This is a genomic window from Streptomyces sp. NBC_00285 (assembly GCF_036174265.1).
Classification (GTDB): domain Bacteria; phylum Actinomycetota; class Actinomycetes; order Streptomycetales; family Streptomycetaceae; genus Streptomyces.
This window is the reverse complement of record NZ_CP108055.1, coordinates 3,770,902-3,789,137: the sequence shown is the minus strand read 5'-3', so window position 1 is coordinate 3,789,137 and position 18,236 is coordinate 3,770,902. Positions and strand designations below refer to the sequence as shown.

The window sequence follows — 18,236 nt, the reverse complement described above, 5'->3', positions numbered from 1 at the left end:
CGTACCCAGACGCCTTCGATCTGGGTATGTTCCTGGCCGTCAGGGCAGCCACCGCGTCCTCGAGGGAGTCGAGACCCGTGTCGGAAAACAAAGAACCCCACGTAGCCAAGTTCGTCTATGACTTCACCGAGGGAAACAAGGACCTCAAGGACCTCCTGGGTGGCAAGGGCGCGAACCTCGCCGAGATGACCAACCTGGGACTCCCCGTTCCCCCCGGATTCACCATCACGACGGACGCCTGCAAGGTCTACCTGGACAGCGGCGACGAACCCGCGGCACTGCGTGACGAGGTGAGTGCGCACCTCGACGCGCTGGAGCAGCGCATGGCCAAGAAGCTCGGCCAGGCCGACGACCCGCTGCTCGTCTCGGTCCGCTCCGGCGCGAAGTTCTCCATGCCCGGCATGATGGACACGGTCCTGAACATCGGCCTCTCCGACAAGTCGGTCCAGGGTCTCGCCAAGCAGGCCGGCGACGACCGCTTCGCCTGGGACTCCTACCGACGGCTCATCCAGATGTTCGGCAAGACCGTCCTCGGCGTCGACGGCGACCTCTTCGAGGAGGCGCTCGAGAAGGCCAAGGAGGCCAAGAAGGTCACGGTCGACACCGACCTGGAGGCCGCCGAACTCAAGAAGCTGGTCACCACCTTCAAGAAGATCGTCAAGAAGGAGGCCGGCCGGGACTTCCCGCAGGACGCGCGCGAGCAGATGGACCTCGCCATCCACGCGGTCTTCGACTCCTGGAACACCGACCGGGCCAAGCTCTACCGCCGCCAGGAACGCATCCCCGGCGACCTCGGCACGGCCGTCAACGTCTGCTCGATGGTCTTCGGCAACCTCGGCCCGGACTCGGGCACCGGCGTCGCCTTCACCCGCGACCCCGCCTCGGGTCACCAGGGCGTCTACGGCGACTACCTCCAGAACGCCCAGGGCGAGGACGTCGTCGCGGGCATCCGCAACACCGTCCCGCTCGCGGAGCTGGAGTCGATCGACAAGAAGTCGTACGACCAGCTCATGCAGATCATGAAGACCCTGGAGAACCACTACAAGGACCTCTGCGACATCGAGTTCACCATCGAGCGCGGTCAGCTGTGGATGCTCCAGACCCGGGTCGGCAAGCGCACGGCGGGCGCGGCCTTCCGCATCGCCACCCAGCTCGTCGACCAGGGCCTCATCGACGAGGCCGAGGCGCTCCAGCGCGTCACCGGCGCCCAGCTGGCCCAGCTGATGTTCCCGCGCTTCGACGAGGACACCAAGGTCGCACAGGTCGGCCGGGGCATCGCGGCCTCGCCGGGCGCGGCCGTCGGCAAGGCCGTCTTCGACTCCTACACCGCCGTCAAGTGGTCGCGTTCGGGCGAGAAGGTCATCCTGGTCCGCCGGGAGACCAACCCCGACGACCTCGACGGCATGATCGCGGCCGAGGGCATCCTGACCTCCCGCGGCGGCAAGACCTCCCACGCGGCCGTGGTCGCGCGCGGCATGGGCAAGACCTGTGTCTGCGGCGCGGAGGAGCTGGAGGTCGACACCAAGCGGCGCCGGATGACGGTCCCGGGCGGACACGTCGTCGAGGAGGGCGACCTGATCTCCATCGACGGCTCCAGCGGCAAGGTCTACCTGGGCGAGGTCCCGGTCGTGCCGTCGCCGGTCGTCGAGTACTTCGAGGGCCGGATGCACGCGGGCGCCAACGACGCCGACGAACTGGTCGAGGCCGTGCACCGGATCATGGCGTTCGCGGACCGCAAGCGCCGGCTGCGGGTGCGTGCCAACGCGGACAACGCCGAGGACGCGCTGCGCGCCCGCCGCTTCGGCGCCCAGGGCATCGGCCTGTGCCGTACCGAGCACATGTTCCTCGGCGACCGCCGTGAGCTGGTCGAGCGCCTCATCCTGGCCGACACGGAGACCGAGCGCGAGGAGTCGCTGAAGGCGCTGCTCCCGCTCCAGAAGAAGGACTTCGTGGAGCTGTTCTCGGCGATGGACGGGCTGCCGGTGACGATCCGGCTCCTAGACCCGCCGCTGCACGAGTTCCTCCCCGACATCACCGAGCTGTCGGTCCGCGTGGCACTCGCGGAGTCCCGCCAGGAGCCGCACGAGAACGAGCTGCGGCTGCTGCAGGCCGTACACCGCCTGCACGAGCAGAACCCGATGCTGGGCCTGCGGGGCGTACGCCTCGGCCTGGTCATCCCCGGTCTGTTCACCATGCAGGTGCGGGCGATCGCCGAGGCCGTGGCCGAACGCAAGGCCGCCAAGGGCGACCCGCGCGCGGAGATCATGATCCCGCTGGTGGGCACGGTCCAGGAGCTGGAGATCGTCCGCGAGGAGGCAGACCAGGTGGTGGCCGAGGTCGAGGCCGCCACGGACACCGAACTCAAGCTGGCCATCGGCACGATGATCGAGCTCCCGCGCGCCGCGCTGACCGCCGGTCAGATCGCGGAGGCGGCGGAGTTCTTCTCCTTCGGCACGAACGACCTCACCCAGACGGTGTGGGGCTTCAGCCGGGACGACGTGGAGGCGAGCTTCTTCACGGCCTACCTGGAGAAGGGCATCTTCGGGGTCTCGCCGTTCGAGACGATCGACAGGGACGGCGTGGGCTCCCTGGTGAAGCTCGCCGCGGAGGCGGGCCGAAAGACCCGCCCCGATCTCAAGCTCGGCGTCTGCGGCGAGCACGGCGGCGACCCGGAGTCGGTCCACTTCTTCCACGAGGTGGGTCTGGACTACGTCTCCTGCTCACCGTTCCGCATCCCGGTCGCCCGCCTGGAGGCCGGCCGCGCGGCGATCACGGCGAACGGCAGCGACCACCGGTAGGCCACCGGCGGCCCCTCAGACCCCGGATCCGCCGCCCGTCCCCGACCCTCAACCGACGGGCGGCGGCTCCGGACCACGACGGGAGGGCGGCACCCTTGTGCGGGGGTACCGCCCTCCCGTCGACCCCGCCCCCGGGTCAGCTGTCGCAGGCCACGCCGTCGTTGTCCCGGTCCAGGTGCGAGGCGTACCCCGGCTCACCGCGATGAATTGGTGCCGCACCGGCGGCGCGGGCCTCGGAGCAGTTGGCGTAGTAGGTGCTGTCGGAGCCGGTGTCCGACCCCGAGCCGGCGCCCGCCTCGGCCTGCGCCGTGACCGTCCTGGTCACCTTGACCGTCGTCGTCGCGGTCACGGTGGGCGCCGGTTCCGGCTCCGCCGTCGGCGTGGCCGTGGTCGTGGCCGTCACGGCCCCCGTCACCGCGTGCGCCCCTGCGGACGATTACGCGCCGCGCTCCCCGCTCGTAGGCTGGGCTCCGACCCTGCGGAGGGAGCTCGGCATGTCCGGCTGGAACGAGAAGGCCGTCCCCGATCAGAGCGGGCGCGTGGCCGTCGTCACCGGGGCCAACAGCGGCATCGGCTACGTCACCGCGCGGGAACTCGCCCGCAGGGGCGCCCGCGTGGTGCTCGCCTGCCGCAGCGAGGCGCGCGGTGTCGAGGCCCGGGACCGGCTCGTCGGCGAAGTCCCGGGCGCCGACGTGGAGTTCGCCCGGCTGGACCTCGGGGACCTCGCCTCCGTACGGGAGTTCGCGACGGCGTATCCCTACGACCGTCTCGACCTGCTGGTCAACAATGCGGGCGTGATGGCGCTGCCCTACGGCATGACGGCGGACGGCTTCGAGACGCAGTTCGGCGTGAACCACCTGGGCCACTTCGCGCTGACCGGCCTCCTGCTCCCGGTGCTCCTCGCGACACCCGCCGCCCGCGTCGTCACCGTCTCCAGCGCGGCGCACGCGCTGGCCAACATCGACATCGACGACCTCAACAGCGAGCGCCGTTACCGCCGTTGGGTCGCTTATGCCCGCTCCAAGACCGCCAATCTGCTCTTCGTGCACGAACTGGCACGCAGGCTGGCCGCCAGGGGCTCGGACGTGACCGCGGTGGCCGCGCACCCCGGGTACGCGGCCACCAACCTCCAGACCGCGGGCCCGAGGATGGCGGGCCGCAGGGCGACGCGACGCTTCATGGAGATCGGCAACCGCTTCTTCGCCCAGTCCGCCGACGGCGGTGCCCTGCCCACCCTCTACGCCGCCACCGCCCCGGGCGTACTGCCCGACTCCTTCACCGGCCCGTCCCTGGCAGGGTGGCGCGGCTCGCCGGCCCCCTCCCGGCGGGCCCCGTGGACCCGCAACGACCAGGCGTCCCAACGCCTTTGGGCCGCCTCGGAGCAGCTCACGGGGGTGACGTACGACGCCCTGAAGACCTGACCGGCGTCAGGCCGTCGCCCCGCTGTCCACCACCAGGTCCGTGCCCACCACCGAGGATGCGTCGTCCGAGGCCAGGTACAGGACGGCCGCGGCGATCTCGGACCTGGACGAGACGCGGCCCAGCGGGACCGCGCTCCGCAGACGGTCGGCGCGGTCCGCATCCGTCTCCCCTGGGCGCAGGGACATCGGGGTGTCCACCGGGCCGGGACTGACCGCGTTGATGCGGACGCCGTCGCGAATGTGGTCCAGGGCGGCACCCCGGGTGAGGGCGGAGACGGCCGCCTTGGTGGCCGCGTAGGCGGCTGCGCCGGGGCGGCGGGTGTGGGCGCCGATGCTGGAGGCGATGTTCACGATGGCGCCGCCGGAGGACTGTGAGCGCATCCGGCGGACCTCGGCCCGCAGGGCCAGGAACACCCCGGTGAGGTTGATGTCGAGCTGCTCCTGCCAGTGCGCCGACGACAGGTCGGCCAGCGGCTGCCCGCCCCGGAACACCCCCGCGTTGTTGACGGCCACGTCCAGCGAGCCGAAACGGTCCACCGCGGCCTCCATCACCGCCTCGATCTCGGCGCCCCGCGAGACGTCGGCGGTCACCGCGAGTGCCTTGCCGCCCACCTCCTCGATCAGCCGGACCGTGTCCGACAACGGCTCCCGTCTGCGCCCCGCGACGACCACCTGCGCCCCTTCCGCGGCGAAGGCCAGGGCGATGTCACGGCCGATCCCGGACCCCGCTCCGGTGACGAGGGCGGTCCTGCCGGCGAAGCGCGTGGTGGTGGTCATGATCTCCCCTGATTCTTGACCGATCCGGTTATCGGCCGTCCGGTTCTTGACCGATCGGTTCAGTATGGCGGCAGAAAAAGAGGCGCCGCCCGCCTGGTGGATTCAGTCGAGCAACGCCAGTGCCTGCTCTGCCGCGTCCCGCACCCTGGACGGGTCCGGTGACGCCCTGCCGACGACCCGCAGTCCCTGCAGCAGCACCAGCAGCATGCGGGCGAGGGTGAGCGGGTCGCGGTCCGCGGACAGCTCGCCCTGCGCCTGTGCGCGGACCAGCGCCGAGTGCAGCATGGTCTCCAACTGGTCCCAGTTGCGTTCGACCCGGCGGGCCGTGGCCGGGTCGTGGGGGGCCAGTTCGACCGCCGCGTTGGTGACCATGCAGCCGTTCAGGCGCAGTTGCCCGTCGGCGGCCTCCGTGGCGTACCGCCGCACGACCGCCCGTACGGCCGGAAGTGCGGGCCCCGGCTGGGACAGCTCCCGCAGCATCGGCGGGAGCCCCGCCCGGTCGTAGCGCTCCAGTGCCTTCAGGTACAGCTCGTGCTTGCTGCCGAAGGTCGCGTAGATGCTGGCCCGGCCGACGCCGAGATGCCCGACCAGGTCGGACATCGACGTCGCCTCGTAGCCGCGCCGCCAGAACAGCTCCAGGGCTGCCTGCAGCGCGGTCTCGGGATCGAACTCCTTGGTCCTGGCCACGCGCACGAGACTAGGACCATCGAGAACGATCGGTCAAGAAACTTCGTTATGCCGCCCGCACCTCGTACGTGGCCACCCGCACCGACTCGTCGTCCAGGCACTGCCCGGTCGCCAGGTCGAACCGCTGCTTCAGCAGGGGCGAGGCGACGAACGGCCGACCCTGGTGGCTGCCGGTCAGGCCGCGGGAGAGAACCGCCGCGCCGCCGAACGGATCGCGGTTGTCGATGGCGTACAGAGCGCCGGCGCGGTCGCGGAAGAGGGCGGCCTGACGGCCGTCGGGCAGCAGGGCCGCCACTCCCCGGCCGGGGAGCAGCCGGGTCAGTTCGCAGACCGCGAACCAGTCGCCGTCCAGGTGGATTTCGATCTTCAGGTCGGTCGTCTCGGGTGCCAGGGTCATCGCTGGGCGCTTCCTTCCAGGGGTCGGTGGCCGATGGTCAGCAGCGGCAGGTCGGGCTTGATCTGGTCGCGCTCGGGCACGAAGCCGACGACCGGGTCGGGGGTGTCCGGCGCGTTCACGAAGGACACGAACCGGGCCAGCTTCTCGGGGTCGTTGATGGTCGTCGCCCACTCGTCGGCGTAGTGCGCGACATGGTCCGTCATCAGGGACTCCAGCTCCTCGCAGATGCCGAGGGAGTCCTCCACGACCACGTCACGGACGTGGTCCAGGCCGCCCGGGATGCGCTCCAGCCAGGTCGAGGTGCGCTCCAGGCGGTCGGCGGTGCGGATGTAGAACATCAGGAACCGGTCGATCAGCCTGATCAGTTCGGCGTCGGAGAGGTCCTGCGCGAGGAGGTCCGCGTGGCGCGGGGTGGCGCCGCCGTTGCCGCCCACGTACAGGTTCCAGCCGCTCGCGGTGGCGATGATGCCGAAGTCCTTCGACTGGGCCTCGGCGCACTCGCGGGCGCAGCCGGACACCGCCGACTTGAGCTTGTGCGGCGACCTGAGCCCCCGATAGCGCAGCTCCAGGTCGATCGCCATGCGGACCGAGTCCTGGACGCCGTAGCGGCACCAGGTCTGGCCGACGCAGGACTTCACCGTCCGCAGGGACTTGCCGTAGGCGTGGCCGGACTCGAAGCCCGCGTCCACCAACCGGGTCCAGATCAGAGGGAGTTGTTCGACGCGGGCGCCGAACATGTCGATCCGCTGGCCGCCGGTGATCTTCGTGTAGAGGCCGAAGTCGCGGGCGATCTCACCGATCACGATGAGGCCCTCGGGGGTGATCTCACCGCCGGGGATGCGCGGGACGACCGAATAGGAGCCGTTCTTCTGGAGGTTGGCGAGGAAGTGGTCGTTGGTCTCCTGCAGCGCCGCCTGCTCGCCGTCCAGGACGTAGCCGCTCGCGCCGATGGTCGGGGCGAGGGAGGCGATGATCGAGGCGACCGCCGGCTTGCAGATGTCGCAGCCGTCACCGCCCTTGGCGCTGTCGCGGCCGTAGCGGTCCAGGAGGTCCTGGTAGGTGTTGATGCGCAGGGCGAGGACGATCTCGTAGAGCTCCTCGCGGGTCTGCGCGAAGCAGCCGCACAGGCCCTTGTCGACCTCGACGCCGGACGCCTCCAGCTCGGCGGTGACCAGCTGGCCGAGGACCTTGACGCAACTGCCGCACGTCGTACCGGCCTTGGTGCACTTCTTCACCTCGGGCACGGTGGTGCAGTTGTGCTCGGTGACCGCGCCGCGGATCGTGCCCTTGCGGACGTTGTTGCAGGAGCAGATGATCGCGTCGTCCGGCAGCGCGGACGGGCCGAGCTGGACGGACTCGCCGGCTCCGGCGGGCAGCACCAGCGACTCCGGCGAGACCGGCGGGACGGACCCGGTGAACGCCTTCAGCGTGCCGTACGCCTCCGCGTCGCCGACCAGGATGCCGCCGAGCAGTGTGCCGTCCCGGCCGATGACCAGCTTCTTGTACAGGCCCGAGCGGGAGTCGGAGTAGACGACGTCCAGGCAGTCCGCGGTGGCGCCGTGCGCGTCACCGAAGGAGGCGACGTCCACGCCGAGCAGCTTCAGCTTGGTGGACAGGTCGGCGCCCACGAAGGCCGCCTCGTCGGAGGCGATGGTCGCCGCGACCGTCTCGGCCTGCTCGTAACCGGGCGCCACCAGGCCGTACACCCGGCCGTCGGAGGCCAGCGCGCACTCGCCGATCGCGAACACGTGCGGGTCCGAGACCGTACGGCACTGCTCGTCGACCGAGATGCCGCCGCGCTCACCGACGGTGAGGCCCGAGTCACGGGCCAGCTGGTCGCGGGGGCGGACACCGGCGCTGAACACCACCAGGTCGGTGGCGAGTTCGGAACCGTCCGAGAGCTTCATGCCGGTGACGGCACCGGCCTCGTCGACCACGATCTCCTGCGTGCCCACGCCCGTGTGGACGCTCAGGCCCATCTCCTCGATGGTGCGCAGCAGCGCCGCACCACCGCCGTTGTCGACCTGCACCGGCATCAGCCGCGGCGCGAACTCCACGATGTGCGACGTGAGTCCGAGCCCCTTCAGGGCGCCGGCCGCCTCGAGTCCGAGCAGACCGCCGCCGACCACGGCACCGGTCGTACGGGTCTTCGCGTACTCCTCGATGGCGAGGAGGTCCTCGATCGTGCGGTAGACGAAGCAGCCCTCGGCGTCCTTGTTCGGGACCGGCGGCACGAACGGGTACGACCCGGTGGCGAGGACGAGGGTCTCGTACTCGAAGACCTGGCCGGACCGGGCGGTGACCTGCTTCGCCTCGCGGTCGATCGTCACGGCGGCGTCGCCGACGTACAGCTCGATGCCGTGCGTCTCGATGAACTCCAGGTCCGTCAGGGAGAGTTCCTCGGGTGTCCGGCCCGAGAAGTACGAGGTGAGCGCGACGCGGTCGTATGCGGGACGCGGCTCCTCACAGAGCACGACCACGCGGTGCGTGGCGGTCAGGCCGCGCTCGGCGAGCGCCTCCAGGAAGCGCTGGCCGACCATGCCGTGGCCGACGAGCACGATCGTGGGGGTGGCCTCCGTGGCCTCCGGGGTGGCGGTCATCAGGAGCCTCCATCGTTGGTGAGCAGGTGGAGCAGCGGGCCGCCGTCGGAGGGGAGCGGCTCTGCTCCCTCCCAGGCGCGGGCGAGCGCGCCGACGGTGCCGAGTTCGCCGACGAGGACCCCGCCGACCAGGCGGTCGTCGCGGACGACGACCTTGCGGTAGGTGCCGCGGGTGGCGTCCGCGAGCTGGACGACGTCGTCGCCCGGGAGCGCCTCGGTCTCGCCGAACGCCGCCAGGTCGAAGGCGCTCTGTCCGGGAAGCGTGAGCCGGGTCAGCGAGCGGGTGCCGGTGTAGCGGGCGTTCGCCCGGCCGGCCAGCAACTCGGCGAGCACATCGGCCTGTTCGAGGGCCGGTGTGGCGAGGCCGTAGACGTTGCCGTCGTGCTGGGCGCAGTCGCCGATGGCGTGGATGTACGGGTCGGACGTCCGCAGTTCGTCGTCCACGACGACTCCCTTGCGCACCTGAAGGCCCGCTGTCTGCGCGAGCCCGACACGGGGGTGGACGCCGCAGGCCAGGACCACGATCTGGGCGTCGAGGGTGTATCCGTCGGCCATCTCCACCGAGCGGACCGCGCCGCCGACGCAGCGCACGTCACGCACGCGCAGGTCGGTGTGGACCTCGACGCCGAGCGCCCCGAGGTGACGCCGGACGAGCTTGGAGGCGCTCGGGTCGAGCTGGCGTTCCATGAGCCGCTCGGACTGCTGGGCGAGGACGACCTGGGCGCCCCGCTGGGCGAGCGCGCGGGCCGCGGAGACCCCGAGGAGCCCGCCGCCGATCACGACCGCCTTCACTCCCGGCCGGACCGCCTTGGACAGGCCCAGGCAGTCGTCCATGGTGCGGAAGGCGTGGACGCCCTCCGGCAGTTCGTGGTCGGGGGTGAACAGACCGCGCAGCGGCGGCAGCACCGGGTTCGAGCCGGTGGCCAGAACCAGCGTGTCGTATGCGATCTTCGAGCCGTCCGCGCACTCGACGGTCCGTGCCCCACGGTCGATGCCGGCCACCCGCGCACGGGTCAGCGCGGCCGGCGTCGGGAGGGCGATCACGTCCGGGGTGTACCGTCCCGCCAGCACTTCGGCGAGGAGCACCCGGTTGTACGGGCGGTGCTCCTCCTCGCCGACGAGCGTCACGGGCGTGCCGAGCTCTCCGAGCCGCCGGGCGAGACGGACGCCCGCGAGTCCGGCGCCGATCACCACCACACGCGTATTCGAGGTCATGTCCAGGAGCGTGCGTTGCGGGTGTTACCCGACCGCATCACCCCTGTTTCCCGCGAGGAACGCTGCCCTCAGCAAGGGACGGGGACGGATGTGAGGGTTCGGAGCGTGCGGCCGGTGCCTGCTGTGAGGACGCGCCGGATACGGGCGTCGGCACGGGTGAGGGCGTACGGCATGGTCTACGACCCGTGCGCCACCGGCTGCTCGGCAGCGCCGCCGTCACCGCGGCCGTGTGACAGGACACACGGTCCGCCCCGGGCCCCACCGGACTTCACCGCGCCGAGGAGGGGCCGCGGCGTAAACCGGTGGGGCCCCGGGGCCGAGCTCCCCTACTGTGCCCTGGTGACGACTCAGGTGATCGTGCTCAACGGCGGCTCCAGCTCCGGCAAGTCGACCATCGCCCGCTGCCTCCAGGCCGTGCTGCCGGAGCCCTGGCTGACCTTCGGCATCGACGACTTCGTCGACTCCCTGCCCCCGGCCCTCCAGGAGTCGGACACGGGCATCGAGGTCACGGCGGACGGCGGGGTGAGCGTCGGAGCGGACTTCAGGCGGCTGGAGGCGGCCTGGACGGCCGGGCTCGCCGCGACGGCCCGCGCGGGCGCCCGTGTCATCGTCGACGACGTCTTCCTCGGCGGTCCGCGCTCCCAGGAGCGCTGGCGCGGGGCCCTGGCGGGACTGGACGTCCTGTGGGTCGGCGTGCGCTGCGAGGCCGCCGTCGCCGCGGGCCGCGAGATCGCGCGGGGCGACCGGGCGCAGGGGATGGCCGAGAAGCAGGCGGAGACCGTCCACCGGGGCGTGCTCTACGACATCGAGGTCGACACCACCCGGGCCGGATCCCGGGACTGCGCACGGGCCATCGCCGGCGCGGTCGTCAGCGGCTCCCCGTGAGGTGCGCGAACACCACCACGTTCCCCCGGTAACCGGTCGAGCGTGAGTAACCCCCGCCGCAGGTGATCACCCGCAGTTCGGGCCTCTTCGCGGCTCCGTACACCTTCTCGTCGGGGAAGTCCTTCGCGTCGTACACCTCGACCGCGTCCACCGTGAACACCGCGACACCGCCGTCACGCCGGTCCACCTCGATCGCGCTTCCCTTCTGCAGGGCGCCGAGGTTGTAGAAGACGGCGGGACCGTCGGCGTTGTCGACGTGCCCGGCGACGATCGCGGTGCCCCTCTCACCGGGAGTGGTGCCGGCCTCGTACCAGCCGGCGAGGTTCTCCCGCGCGGCCGGCGGCACGTCGAGGCTGCCGCCGCGGGTGAGGGCCAGGCCCATCAGGGGAGCGTCCACGCGGATCGCGGGGATGCGGATCCGGTCGGGCGGGGAGGGCGGCAGCGCGGGCGCGGTGGCTCCCGAGGCGTCGCGGCCGGGGGCGTCCCCTGCGGGGGAGTGGGCCTGGGCGGCGGACGGCTGCGGCGGGGCGTGCGTCTCGGCGCCGCTGTGCAGCAGCCACGCACCGCTGCACAGGGCCAGTACGGTGACGCCCGCTATGGCGGTGTTGCCGAACCGGCGGTTGCCGAAGCCGCGGTCGCGGAAGCCGCGGTTGCCGAACGCGCGCACGGGGCCTCCTCTCGCAGAAGTCGGGCGGCCCGGAGTCGGGCCGGTCTCCCACCCCCTCCGGGCCGCGAGGGGCGTCGGGCCCGGAGGGGAGGGGACATGCGGTACCGGCGGACGGACAGCGGAGGGTGTCCGTCAGATCCCGTCGCCTCTCGCCCGGCGATGCAGGAGCCAGGTACCGCCCGCGGCGGCGACGGCGAGAGCCGCCACGCCGGCCGCGGTCTGCACGGGATCGGGGCCAAGAGCGCCACCGACCCCCGTCTTCACACTTCCCCTGGGGTGCACCGGCTGACGCTGCGAGGTCAGCGTCACCACCAGGTCCCCGATCACCCGCCGGCCGCCCTCGGCGCAGGTCGCGGCGATCTCGTACGTCCCCGGCTGCGCGCTCGGCGGCACCCGGAACTGCCCGATCGCGTCACCCGCGTGCGTACTGGGCGCCAGCGTGAAGGCGCCCGCGCCCACCGCGCCGGCGTCCCCCGCCGCCGTACCGCCGTCCCCGCACGCCGCCGTGTTCACGGTGACCTGTCCGCCTGGCACGACGGAGGACGGGAACACCTCCAGGCCGTCCGCGTCACCGGCGTGGGCGGGCGCGCAGGCGAGACCTGCGGCGGCGACGGCGAGCGCGCTGCCGGTCAGCAGGCGGGCGGTGGTGCGCATGGTGCTCCTTCGAGCTCTCGGACGGGATCCCTCTGCTGTCGAGGTAAGTGGCAGTGGGCCGAACCCGCTTCCTGAGGGTGCGTCAGAAATGTGGTGAACGGGTGTCAGATCGAGGTGCCGCCGGGTGCCGCGGCCGGAGTTTCAGCAGGTCATCGCCGTACGGCAGGGGTGCCGCCGAAGAGAACCCGAAGAGCGCGGGGCGCGCGTGTGAACGGGTGACCCGCTGCCGGAGATCGGCACTTGACCTCAACTCAGGTCGAGGTAAGAGGCTGATCCGCATGCAGACCGAAACAGCTCAGAAGACCGAAACAGCTCAGAAGACCGATACAGCTCCGATGACCGAAACGGCTCAGCGGGCCGATACAGCCCGCACCGCCCCTTTGCGCGTCACTCTCGTCATCGGCAGCAACCGCCATGGCCGCTTCGGCCCCGTCGTCGCCGACTGGCTCCTGGACCACCTGCGCGAGCGCGACGATCTGGTCCCCACGGTCGTCGACGTGGCCGAGACCGCCCTGCCCCTGGACCTCGCCCCGACCCCGGAGGCGACCGCCGCGCTCTCCTCGGTGACCCCCGGCCTCGCGTCGGCGGACGCCTTCGTGGTCCTCACCCCCGAGTACAACCACTCCTTCCCGGCCGGTCTGAAGAACCTCGTCGACTGGCACTTCACGGAGTGGCAGGCCAAGCCGGTGGCGCTGGTCTCCTACGGCGGCGTCTCGGGCGGTCTGCGGGCGGTGGAACACCTTCGCCAGGTCTTCGCGGAACTCCACGCGGTGACGGTCAGGGACACGGTGAGCTTCCACAACGCGGGAGGCTCCTTCGCCGACGGCCGCCTGAAGGACCCGTCGGGCCCGGACGCTGCGGCGAAGACGATGCTGGACCAACTGGTGTGGTGGGGAAGGACTCTGAGGGAGGGACGCGCGACCAGGCCGTACGGCGGGTGAGGCGTCCCGCGCCGGGGGGCGTGCTTCCGGGCGGCGGTCGTTCAGGACCCGGTGCGCCGGCCCCCGAGCCGGAGAACCTCTCCGCGAGCGCCCGATGCCGGGCGGCGGCCTGCCGGGCCTCGACGACGCCGACGGACGATCCCGGCAGCCGGCCGAGACGCTCGATCTCGTCGGCGAAGCGCAGGTGCTCGGAGCAGGCGTGCTCACGGCAGGCAAGGCAGGTGACGCTGTCGGGCCGCGGCGAGGTCATGGCGTACGGCACCCGCAGTCCGCACCCGGTGGCGACGGCGCTCGGCAGGTCCCCGGCCAGGCCGAACGTGGACGCGAGCATGGTGCGGACGGCGGCCTCGCGGCGCACCACCTTCACCTCGACATGGATGTGCGGGTCGCCTCCGCCCATGGGCCCTCCTCGTTCCGGCCGGATGCGGCCGCCCCGGCACCCGAGGCGGCCGCACCACACCATCCTTGCGCAGGAGGTCAGTTCACGTTCACCGCGCTCCAGGCCGCCGCCACCGCGTTGTACTCCGTGCTGCCCGCACCGTACAAATCCTTCGCGGCGTTCAGGGTCGCCGTGCGCGCCCCCGCGTAGTTCGTCGAGGACGTCATGTAGACCGTCAGTGCCCGGTACCAGATGGCGCCCAGCTTGTCCCGGCCGATACCGGTGAGCGTGGAGCCGTTGGAGGTGGGGGAGTTGTAGCTGACGCCGTTGATCGTCTTTGCGCCGCTGCCCTCGGCCAGCAGGTACGCGAAGTGGTTCGCGACGCCCGAGGAGTAGTGGACATCCAGGTTGCCCACCGAACTGCTCCAGGAGTCGGCCGAGTTGCCGTCCTTGGAGGGCTTGTCCATGTAGCGCAGGGCGTCGCGTCCGAAGCCGGAGCGGACGATCTTCTCGCCGATCAGATAGTCGCCGGTGTCCGAGGAGTTGCCCGCGTAGAACTCCACCAGCGTGCCGAAGATGTCGGAGGTCGCCTCGTTGAGGCCGCCGGACTCGCCCGAGTAGGTCAGCGCCGCCGTCTTGGACGTCACGCCGTGCGACATCTCGTGGCCCGCCACGTCCAGCGACACCAGCGGACCGAGCTGCGTCCCGTCACCGTCGCCGTACGTCATGCAGAAGCAACTGTCGTCCCAGAAGGCGTTGTTGTAGCTGTTGCCGTAGTGGACGCGGTTGTAGGAGCCCTTGCCGTCCCCGCCGATGCCGTTCCGCCCGTGGACGTTCTTGTAGTAGTCCCAGGTGACGTCGGTGCCGTACTGCGCGTCCACGGCCGCCGTCGCACGGTCCGAACTCGCCCCCGTTCCCCAGTGGTTGTCGGCGTCGGTGAACAGCGTCGCCGGCGCCCGGCTGAAGCAGATGTTCAGGAAGCACAGGTCGGTCTTGTTGGCCGCGTCACCGGTGTACGTGTTCCCGCGCGTCGCGTCTTTGAGCTGGTACGTCGACCCCGACAGCGTCGTCTGCAGCGGAACCGTCCCGCCGTACAGCGACTTGCCGTCGCCCGCGGCCTGTTCGATGCTGTCCCACGCGTCGATCTGCGCACCCGTCCGCGCGTCGGTGAGGACCGTGCGCGCGACCGGGTTGCCGAGCGAGTCCTGCGCCGCCGCGTTCGTCTGCCAGGCCAGTTTCGGAGCGCCGTGCAGGGCGTCGACGACCAGCTGCGGCTTGGCCGTCAGCTTCTTCAGCGTCTCGCCGAGGTTGGCCGCCTTGAGGGCGTTCGCCGCGAGGTCGGCCGCCTTCGGGGCGGAGAGGGCCGGGGTGACGCTGGCCAGGGATATCGCGTTTCTCGTCGCGCGGGAGGAGCTGCGGTACGCCCCGTCGGGTGCCAGGTGGACCACGAAGTCCCCGCCGAGGACCGGGATCTGACGGTACGTGCGGTCATAGCGGACGTGCTGTGTGCCGTCGGCGTCGACGATCACGTCGCGGACCTTCGTGCTCTGGGCGGAGGTGAGCCCCAGCGTCGAGGCCCGGTCGGTGAGGACCGACGCCGCGTTGTCGAGCGCGGTCGCCCTGGTCGGTCGGTCGGCGGCGCCTGCGGTGGGGGAGAGGGCGGCGGCCAGCAGGGTGGCCGCGGTGGCGGCGACTCCGGCTGTGGCGAGACGACGGGAACGTGCACCTCGGACGTACGGCCGTATCCGACTCATCGGTCTCCTCTGAAAGACGCCAACGGGGCGCGTGGGGGGTGGCACGGACGTTGACGAAGATTTAAGAGGTCATGACAAGCCATGTCCATACCGCGTCACGTGCAGGTTTGTGAGAGGAGAGAATCGTTTCTGTGACCCCCGTGAGACTCCCGTTCTTCGTCTACGGCACCCTCCGCCCCGGCGAGGCCAATCACGACCTCCTCCTGCGCGGCCGCATCCGCTCCGAACAGCCGGGCCGCCTCGACGGCGCGCTGCTGTACGACGGACCCGGCTACCCGTACGCCGTCGAGGAACCGGGCGGCGGACCGGTTCTCGGCGACCTCGTCACCGCCCGCGCCGACGAGTACGACGAACTGCTCACCGCCCTCGACGAGTTGGAGGAGTACGCGCCCGGTGACCCGCGCAACCTCTACGAACGGGTCACCCGCGAGGTGACCCGGACGGCCGACGGCACGGCCGTACGCGCCTGGGTGTACGTGGCGGCGCCCACCGTCGCCGTCCGCCTGCGAGCGCGCGGCACGTTGATCGAGAGCGGCGACTGGCTGACCCGCCGCTGAGCGGGGGGAGTGGTGCGGGGTGCGGGCCGACTGACCTGCGGTCCCTACGACTTGACCGTCTCCAACCGCACCGCGCACGCCTTGAACTCCGGCATCCGTGACGTCGGGTCGAGGGCCGGGTTGGTGAGGGTGTTGGCGCGGCCCTCGCCGTACCAGTGGAAGGGCATGAAGACGGTGTCCGGGCGGATCCCGAGCGTGATGCGGGCCGGTGCCACGGCCCGCCCGCGCCGCGAGACGACGGCCACCGGGTCGCCCTCGGCCGCCCCGAGCCGCTCCGCGAGCCGCGGGTGCAGCTCCACGAACGGCCCCGGCGCGGCGGCGTTCAGCTCGTCCACGCGGCGGGTCTGCGCACCGGACTGGTACTGCGCCACGACCCGGCCGGTCGTCAGCAGCACCGGGTACTCCTCGTCGGGCTCCTCCGCGATCGCCCGGTGCGACACGGCGACGAACCGGGCCCGCCCGTCCGGGGTGGCGAAACGGTCGAGGAAGAGCCGCGGGGTGCCGGGGTGCACGCCGCCCCGGCCGTCGTCCACGGCCGCACCCTGGCCGCCGGTCCCGCTCAAGCCGCGGCCGTCGCTCCTGTGCCGGCCGTGGCTCTCGTCCCGGCCGTCGGACATCCCCCGGCCCTCGCCCCCACTCCCCGCCCCGACCCGATCGTCCGGCGTCGGGCACGGCCAGAACACCCCGTTCTCCTCGGCCAGGCGGCCGTAAGTGATCCCGGAGTAGTCGGCCGGGCCGCCCGCGCTCGCCCGGCGCAGTTCCTCGAAGACCTCTTCGGGGTCGGTCGGGAAGCCCTTCTCCACACCGAGTCGGGCGGCGAGCTCGTGCATGACCTCCAGGTCGCTGCGGATGCCGTCCGGGGGAGAGATGGCCTGCCGGCGCAGCAGTACCCGCCCCTCCAGGTTGGTCGTCGTGCCCGTCTCCTCGGCCCACTGCGTCACCGGCAGGACCACGTCCGCCAGGGCCGCCGTCTCGGACAGCACGACGTCGCAGACGACAAGGAAGTCGAGGGACTTGATGCGCTCCTCGACGTGCGCGGCATGCGGCGCCGACACCACCGGGTTGGACCCCATCAGCAGCAGTGACCTGATGTCCGTGCCGAGCGCGTCGAGGAGCTCGTACGCACTGCGTCCGGGCCCCGGCAGCGAGTCGGGGTCCACGCCCCACACGTCGGCGACATGTGCCCGCGCCGCCGGGTCGTCCAGCTTGCGGTAGCCGGGCAACTGGTCGGCCTTCTGGCCGTGTTCGCGCCCGCCCTGTCCGTTGCCCTGGCCGGTCAGACACCCGTACCCGGACAGCGGGCGCCCCGCCCGCCCCGTCGCCAGACACAGATTGATCCACGCGCTCACGGTGTCGGTGCCCTTGGACTGCTGCTCGGGCCCGCGCGCGGTGAGGACCATCGCGGCCTCGGGCTCGCAGAACATCCTTACGGTCTCGCGGAGTTGGGGCACCGGGACGCCCGTGATCCGCTCGACGTACTCCGGCCAGTGGGCCATCGCCGCGGCCCGCGCGTCCTCCCAGCCGACCGTGCGCTCACGGACGTACTCCTCGTCCACGAGTCCGTCGGCGACGATCAGGTGCAGGAGCCCGAGCGCCAGCGCGAGATCCGTCCCGGGGCGCGGCATCAGGTGCAGGTCCGCCTGCTCGGCGGTCTTGGTGCGGCGCGGGTCGACGACGATCAACGTGCCGCCGTTCTCCCGGAGTTCGGTGAAGAACCGCAGGGACGGCGGCATGGTCTCGGCGAGGTTCGAACCGACGAGGATCACACAGCCCGACTTCGGGATGTCCTCCAGCGGGAAGGGCAGCCCCCGGTCCAGGCCGAACGCCTTCATTCCGCCGGCCGCCGCCGACGACATGCAGAAGCGGCCGTTGTAGTCGATCTGCGAGGTGCCGAGCACCACGCGCGCGAACTTTCCGAGCGTGTACGCCTTCTCATTGGTGAGGCCGCCCCCGCCGAAGACCCCGCACGCGTCCGGGCCATGCTCCGTGCGCGTGCGGGACAGCTCCTCGGCGATCCGGTCCAGTGCCTCGTCCCAGCCGGCGGGCACGAGTGTGCCCCCGGAGCGCACCAACGGGGAGGTCAGGCGCACCCGGGACGAGAGCACCGCGGGCGCTGTCCGGCCCTTGCCGCACAGCGCGCCCCGGTTCACCGGGAAGTCCGCGCGCTCACTCACCTCGACGGTCCCGTCCGGAGCGGGGGTGAGGTTCATGCCGCACTGCAGGGCGCAGTACGGGCAGTGCGTGGGCGTCGCGGAGTTCGGCATGCCTTTCAGCGTGCTTCCGCCGTGTTACGCCGGGGACGGCTCCGTGTTACGCGGCCGACACGGCGACCTCCCGATCGGGCCCCGGGAGAGGTGAGGTGCGCACTCGCCCACCTGAGAGTCGGCGCCGGAAACTACGGAAGTTGCCTCCGATGTGAAAGACGCCACATGTGGCGCATTTCATTGCATGGTTGGCCGATCACGCATCGTTGAGAGTTGGAGAACCGCGGCTACAGTCGAGCGC

14 protein-coding genes and 1 pseudogene are annotated in these 18,236 nt (G+C 71.5%); 5 read left to right on the top strand and 10 right to left on the bottom strand.

Annotation, left to right across the window (positions count from 1 at the left end):
• Window positions 1–77 precede the first annotated feature (77 nt).
• Window positions 78–2,798, top strand: a complete 2,721-nt coding sequence (gene ppdK, locus OHT57_RS17590; RefSeq protein ID WP_328747364.1) for a pyruvate, phosphate dikinase — start codon at window positions 78–80, stop codon at window positions 2,796–2,798.
• A gap of 136 nt (window positions 2,799–2,934) precedes the next feature.
• Here ppdK and OHT57_RS17585 read toward each other — a convergent pair.
• Window positions 2,935–3,210, bottom strand: a pseudogene (locus OHT57_RS17585) (excalibur calcium-binding domain-containing protein); the annotation flags it as partial.
• 82 nt (window positions 3,211–3,292) lie between these two features.
• Between OHT57_RS17585 and OHT57_RS17580 the strand changes: the two are divergent.
• Window positions 3,293–4,219, top strand: a complete 927-nt coding sequence (locus OHT57_RS17580) for an oxidoreductase (RefSeq protein ID WP_328747363.1) — start codon at window positions 3,293–3,295, stop codon at window positions 4,217–4,219.
• A gap of 6 nt (window positions 4,220–4,225) precedes the next feature.
• On the opposite strand, the gene OHT57_RS17575 is transcribed toward OHT57_RS17580, so the two are convergent.
• The 5 genes from OHT57_RS17575 to OHT57_RS17555 all read right to left on the bottom strand — a co-directional run bounded on the left by OHT57_RS17575 (window position 4,226) and on the right by OHT57_RS17555 (window position 9,894).
• The gene (locus OHT57_RS17575; RefSeq protein WP_328747362.1) at window positions 4,226–4,996 is read right to left on the bottom strand and encodes an SDR family NAD(P)-dependent oxidoreductase; all 771 of its coding nucleotides are present in this window, start codon (window positions 4,994–4,996) and stop codon (window positions 4,226–4,228) included.
• A gap of 102 nt (window positions 4,997–5,098) precedes the next feature.
• The gene (locus OHT57_RS17570) at window positions 5,099–5,683 is read right to left on the bottom strand and encodes a TetR/AcrR family transcriptional regulator (protein WP_328747361.1); all 585 of its coding nucleotides are present in this window, start codon (window positions 5,681–5,683) and stop codon (window positions 5,099–5,101) included.
• A gap of 46 nt (window positions 5,684–5,729) precedes the next feature.
• A complete protein-coding gene (nirD, locus tag OHT57_RS17565; protein ID WP_328747360.1) occupies window positions 5,730–6,080 on the bottom strand; it encodes a nitrite reductase small subunit NirD in 351 nt (116 codons plus the stop codon).
• Window positions 6,077–8,680 (bottom strand): nitrite reductase large subunit NirB, encoded by a 2,604-nt coding sequence (gene nirB / locus OHT57_RS17560; protein ID WP_328747359.1) that lies wholly within the window; start codon window positions 8,678–8,680, stop codon window positions 6,077–6,079. The genes nirD and nirB overlap by 4 nt, the downstream gene beginning before the upstream one ends.
• The gene (locus tag OHT57_RS17555) at window positions 8,680–9,894 is read right to left on the bottom strand and encodes an NAD(P)/FAD-dependent oxidoreductase (protein WP_328747358.1); all 1,215 of its coding nucleotides are present in this window, start codon (window positions 9,892–9,894) and stop codon (window positions 8,680–8,682) included. The genes nirB and OHT57_RS17555 overlap by 1 nt, the downstream gene beginning before the upstream one ends.
• A 339-nt stretch (window positions 9,895–10,233) precedes the next feature.
• Here OHT57_RS17555 and cpt point away from each other — a divergent pair, with 339 nt between their 5' ends.
• Window positions 10,234–10,779, top strand: a complete 546-nt coding sequence (gene cpt / locus OHT57_RS17550) for a chloramphenicol phosphotransferase CPT (RefSeq protein WP_328747357.1) — start codon at window positions 10,234–10,236, stop codon at window positions 10,777–10,779.
• Here the strand turns inward: cpt and OHT57_RS17545 are convergent.
• Both OHT57_RS17545 and OHT57_RS17540 read right to left on the bottom strand, forming a co-directional pair.
• Window positions 10,763–11,446 carry a class F sortase gene (locus OHT57_RS17545; protein WP_328747356.1) on the bottom strand — a complete coding sequence of 228 codons (684 nt, stop codon included), beginning with the start codon at window positions 11,444–11,446 and terminating at the stop codon, window positions 10,763–10,765. The genes cpt and OHT57_RS17545 overlap by 17 nt on opposite strands.
• A gap of 132 nt (window positions 11,447–11,578) precedes the next feature.
• The gene (locus OHT57_RS17540) at window positions 11,579–12,100 is read right to left on the bottom strand and encodes a hypothetical protein (protein ID WP_328747355.1); all 522 of its coding nucleotides are present in this window, start codon (window positions 12,098–12,100) and stop codon (window positions 11,579–11,581) included.
• 335 nt (window positions 12,101–12,435) lie between these two features.
• Here OHT57_RS17540 and OHT57_RS17535 point away from each other — a divergent pair, with 335 nt between their 5' ends.
• Complete coding sequence (locus OHT57_RS17535; RefSeq protein WP_328747354.1) at window positions 12,436–13,041, top strand: NADPH-dependent FMN reductase; 606 nt, start codon at window positions 12,436–12,438, stop codon at window positions 13,039–13,041.
• Window positions 13,042–13,518: 477 nt separating this feature from the next.
• Here the strand turns inward: OHT57_RS17535 and OHT57_RS17530 are convergent, their stop codons facing one another.
• Entirely contained in the window at window positions 13,519–15,174 is a 1,656-nt protein-coding gene (locus tag OHT57_RS17530) for a M4 family metallopeptidase (protein WP_328747353.1), read from the bottom strand.
• 131 nt (window positions 15,175–15,305) lie between these two features.
• On the opposite strand from OHT57_RS17530, the gene OHT57_RS17525 reads away from it, so the two are divergent.
• The gene (locus OHT57_RS17525) at window positions 15,306–15,731 is read left to right on the top strand and encodes a gamma-glutamylcyclotransferase family protein (RefSeq protein WP_328747352.1); all 426 of its coding nucleotides are present in this window, start codon (window positions 15,306–15,308) and stop codon (window positions 15,729–15,731) included.
• Window positions 15,732–15,775: 44 nt separating this feature from the next.
• On the opposite strand, the gene OHT57_RS17520 is transcribed toward OHT57_RS17525, so the two are convergent.
• Window positions 15,776–17,995, bottom strand: a complete 2,220-nt coding sequence (locus OHT57_RS17520) for a molybdopterin oxidoreductase family protein (RefSeq protein WP_328747351.1) — start codon at window positions 17,993–17,995, stop codon at window positions 15,776–15,778.
• Window positions 17,996–18,236: the final 241 nt, after the last annotated feature.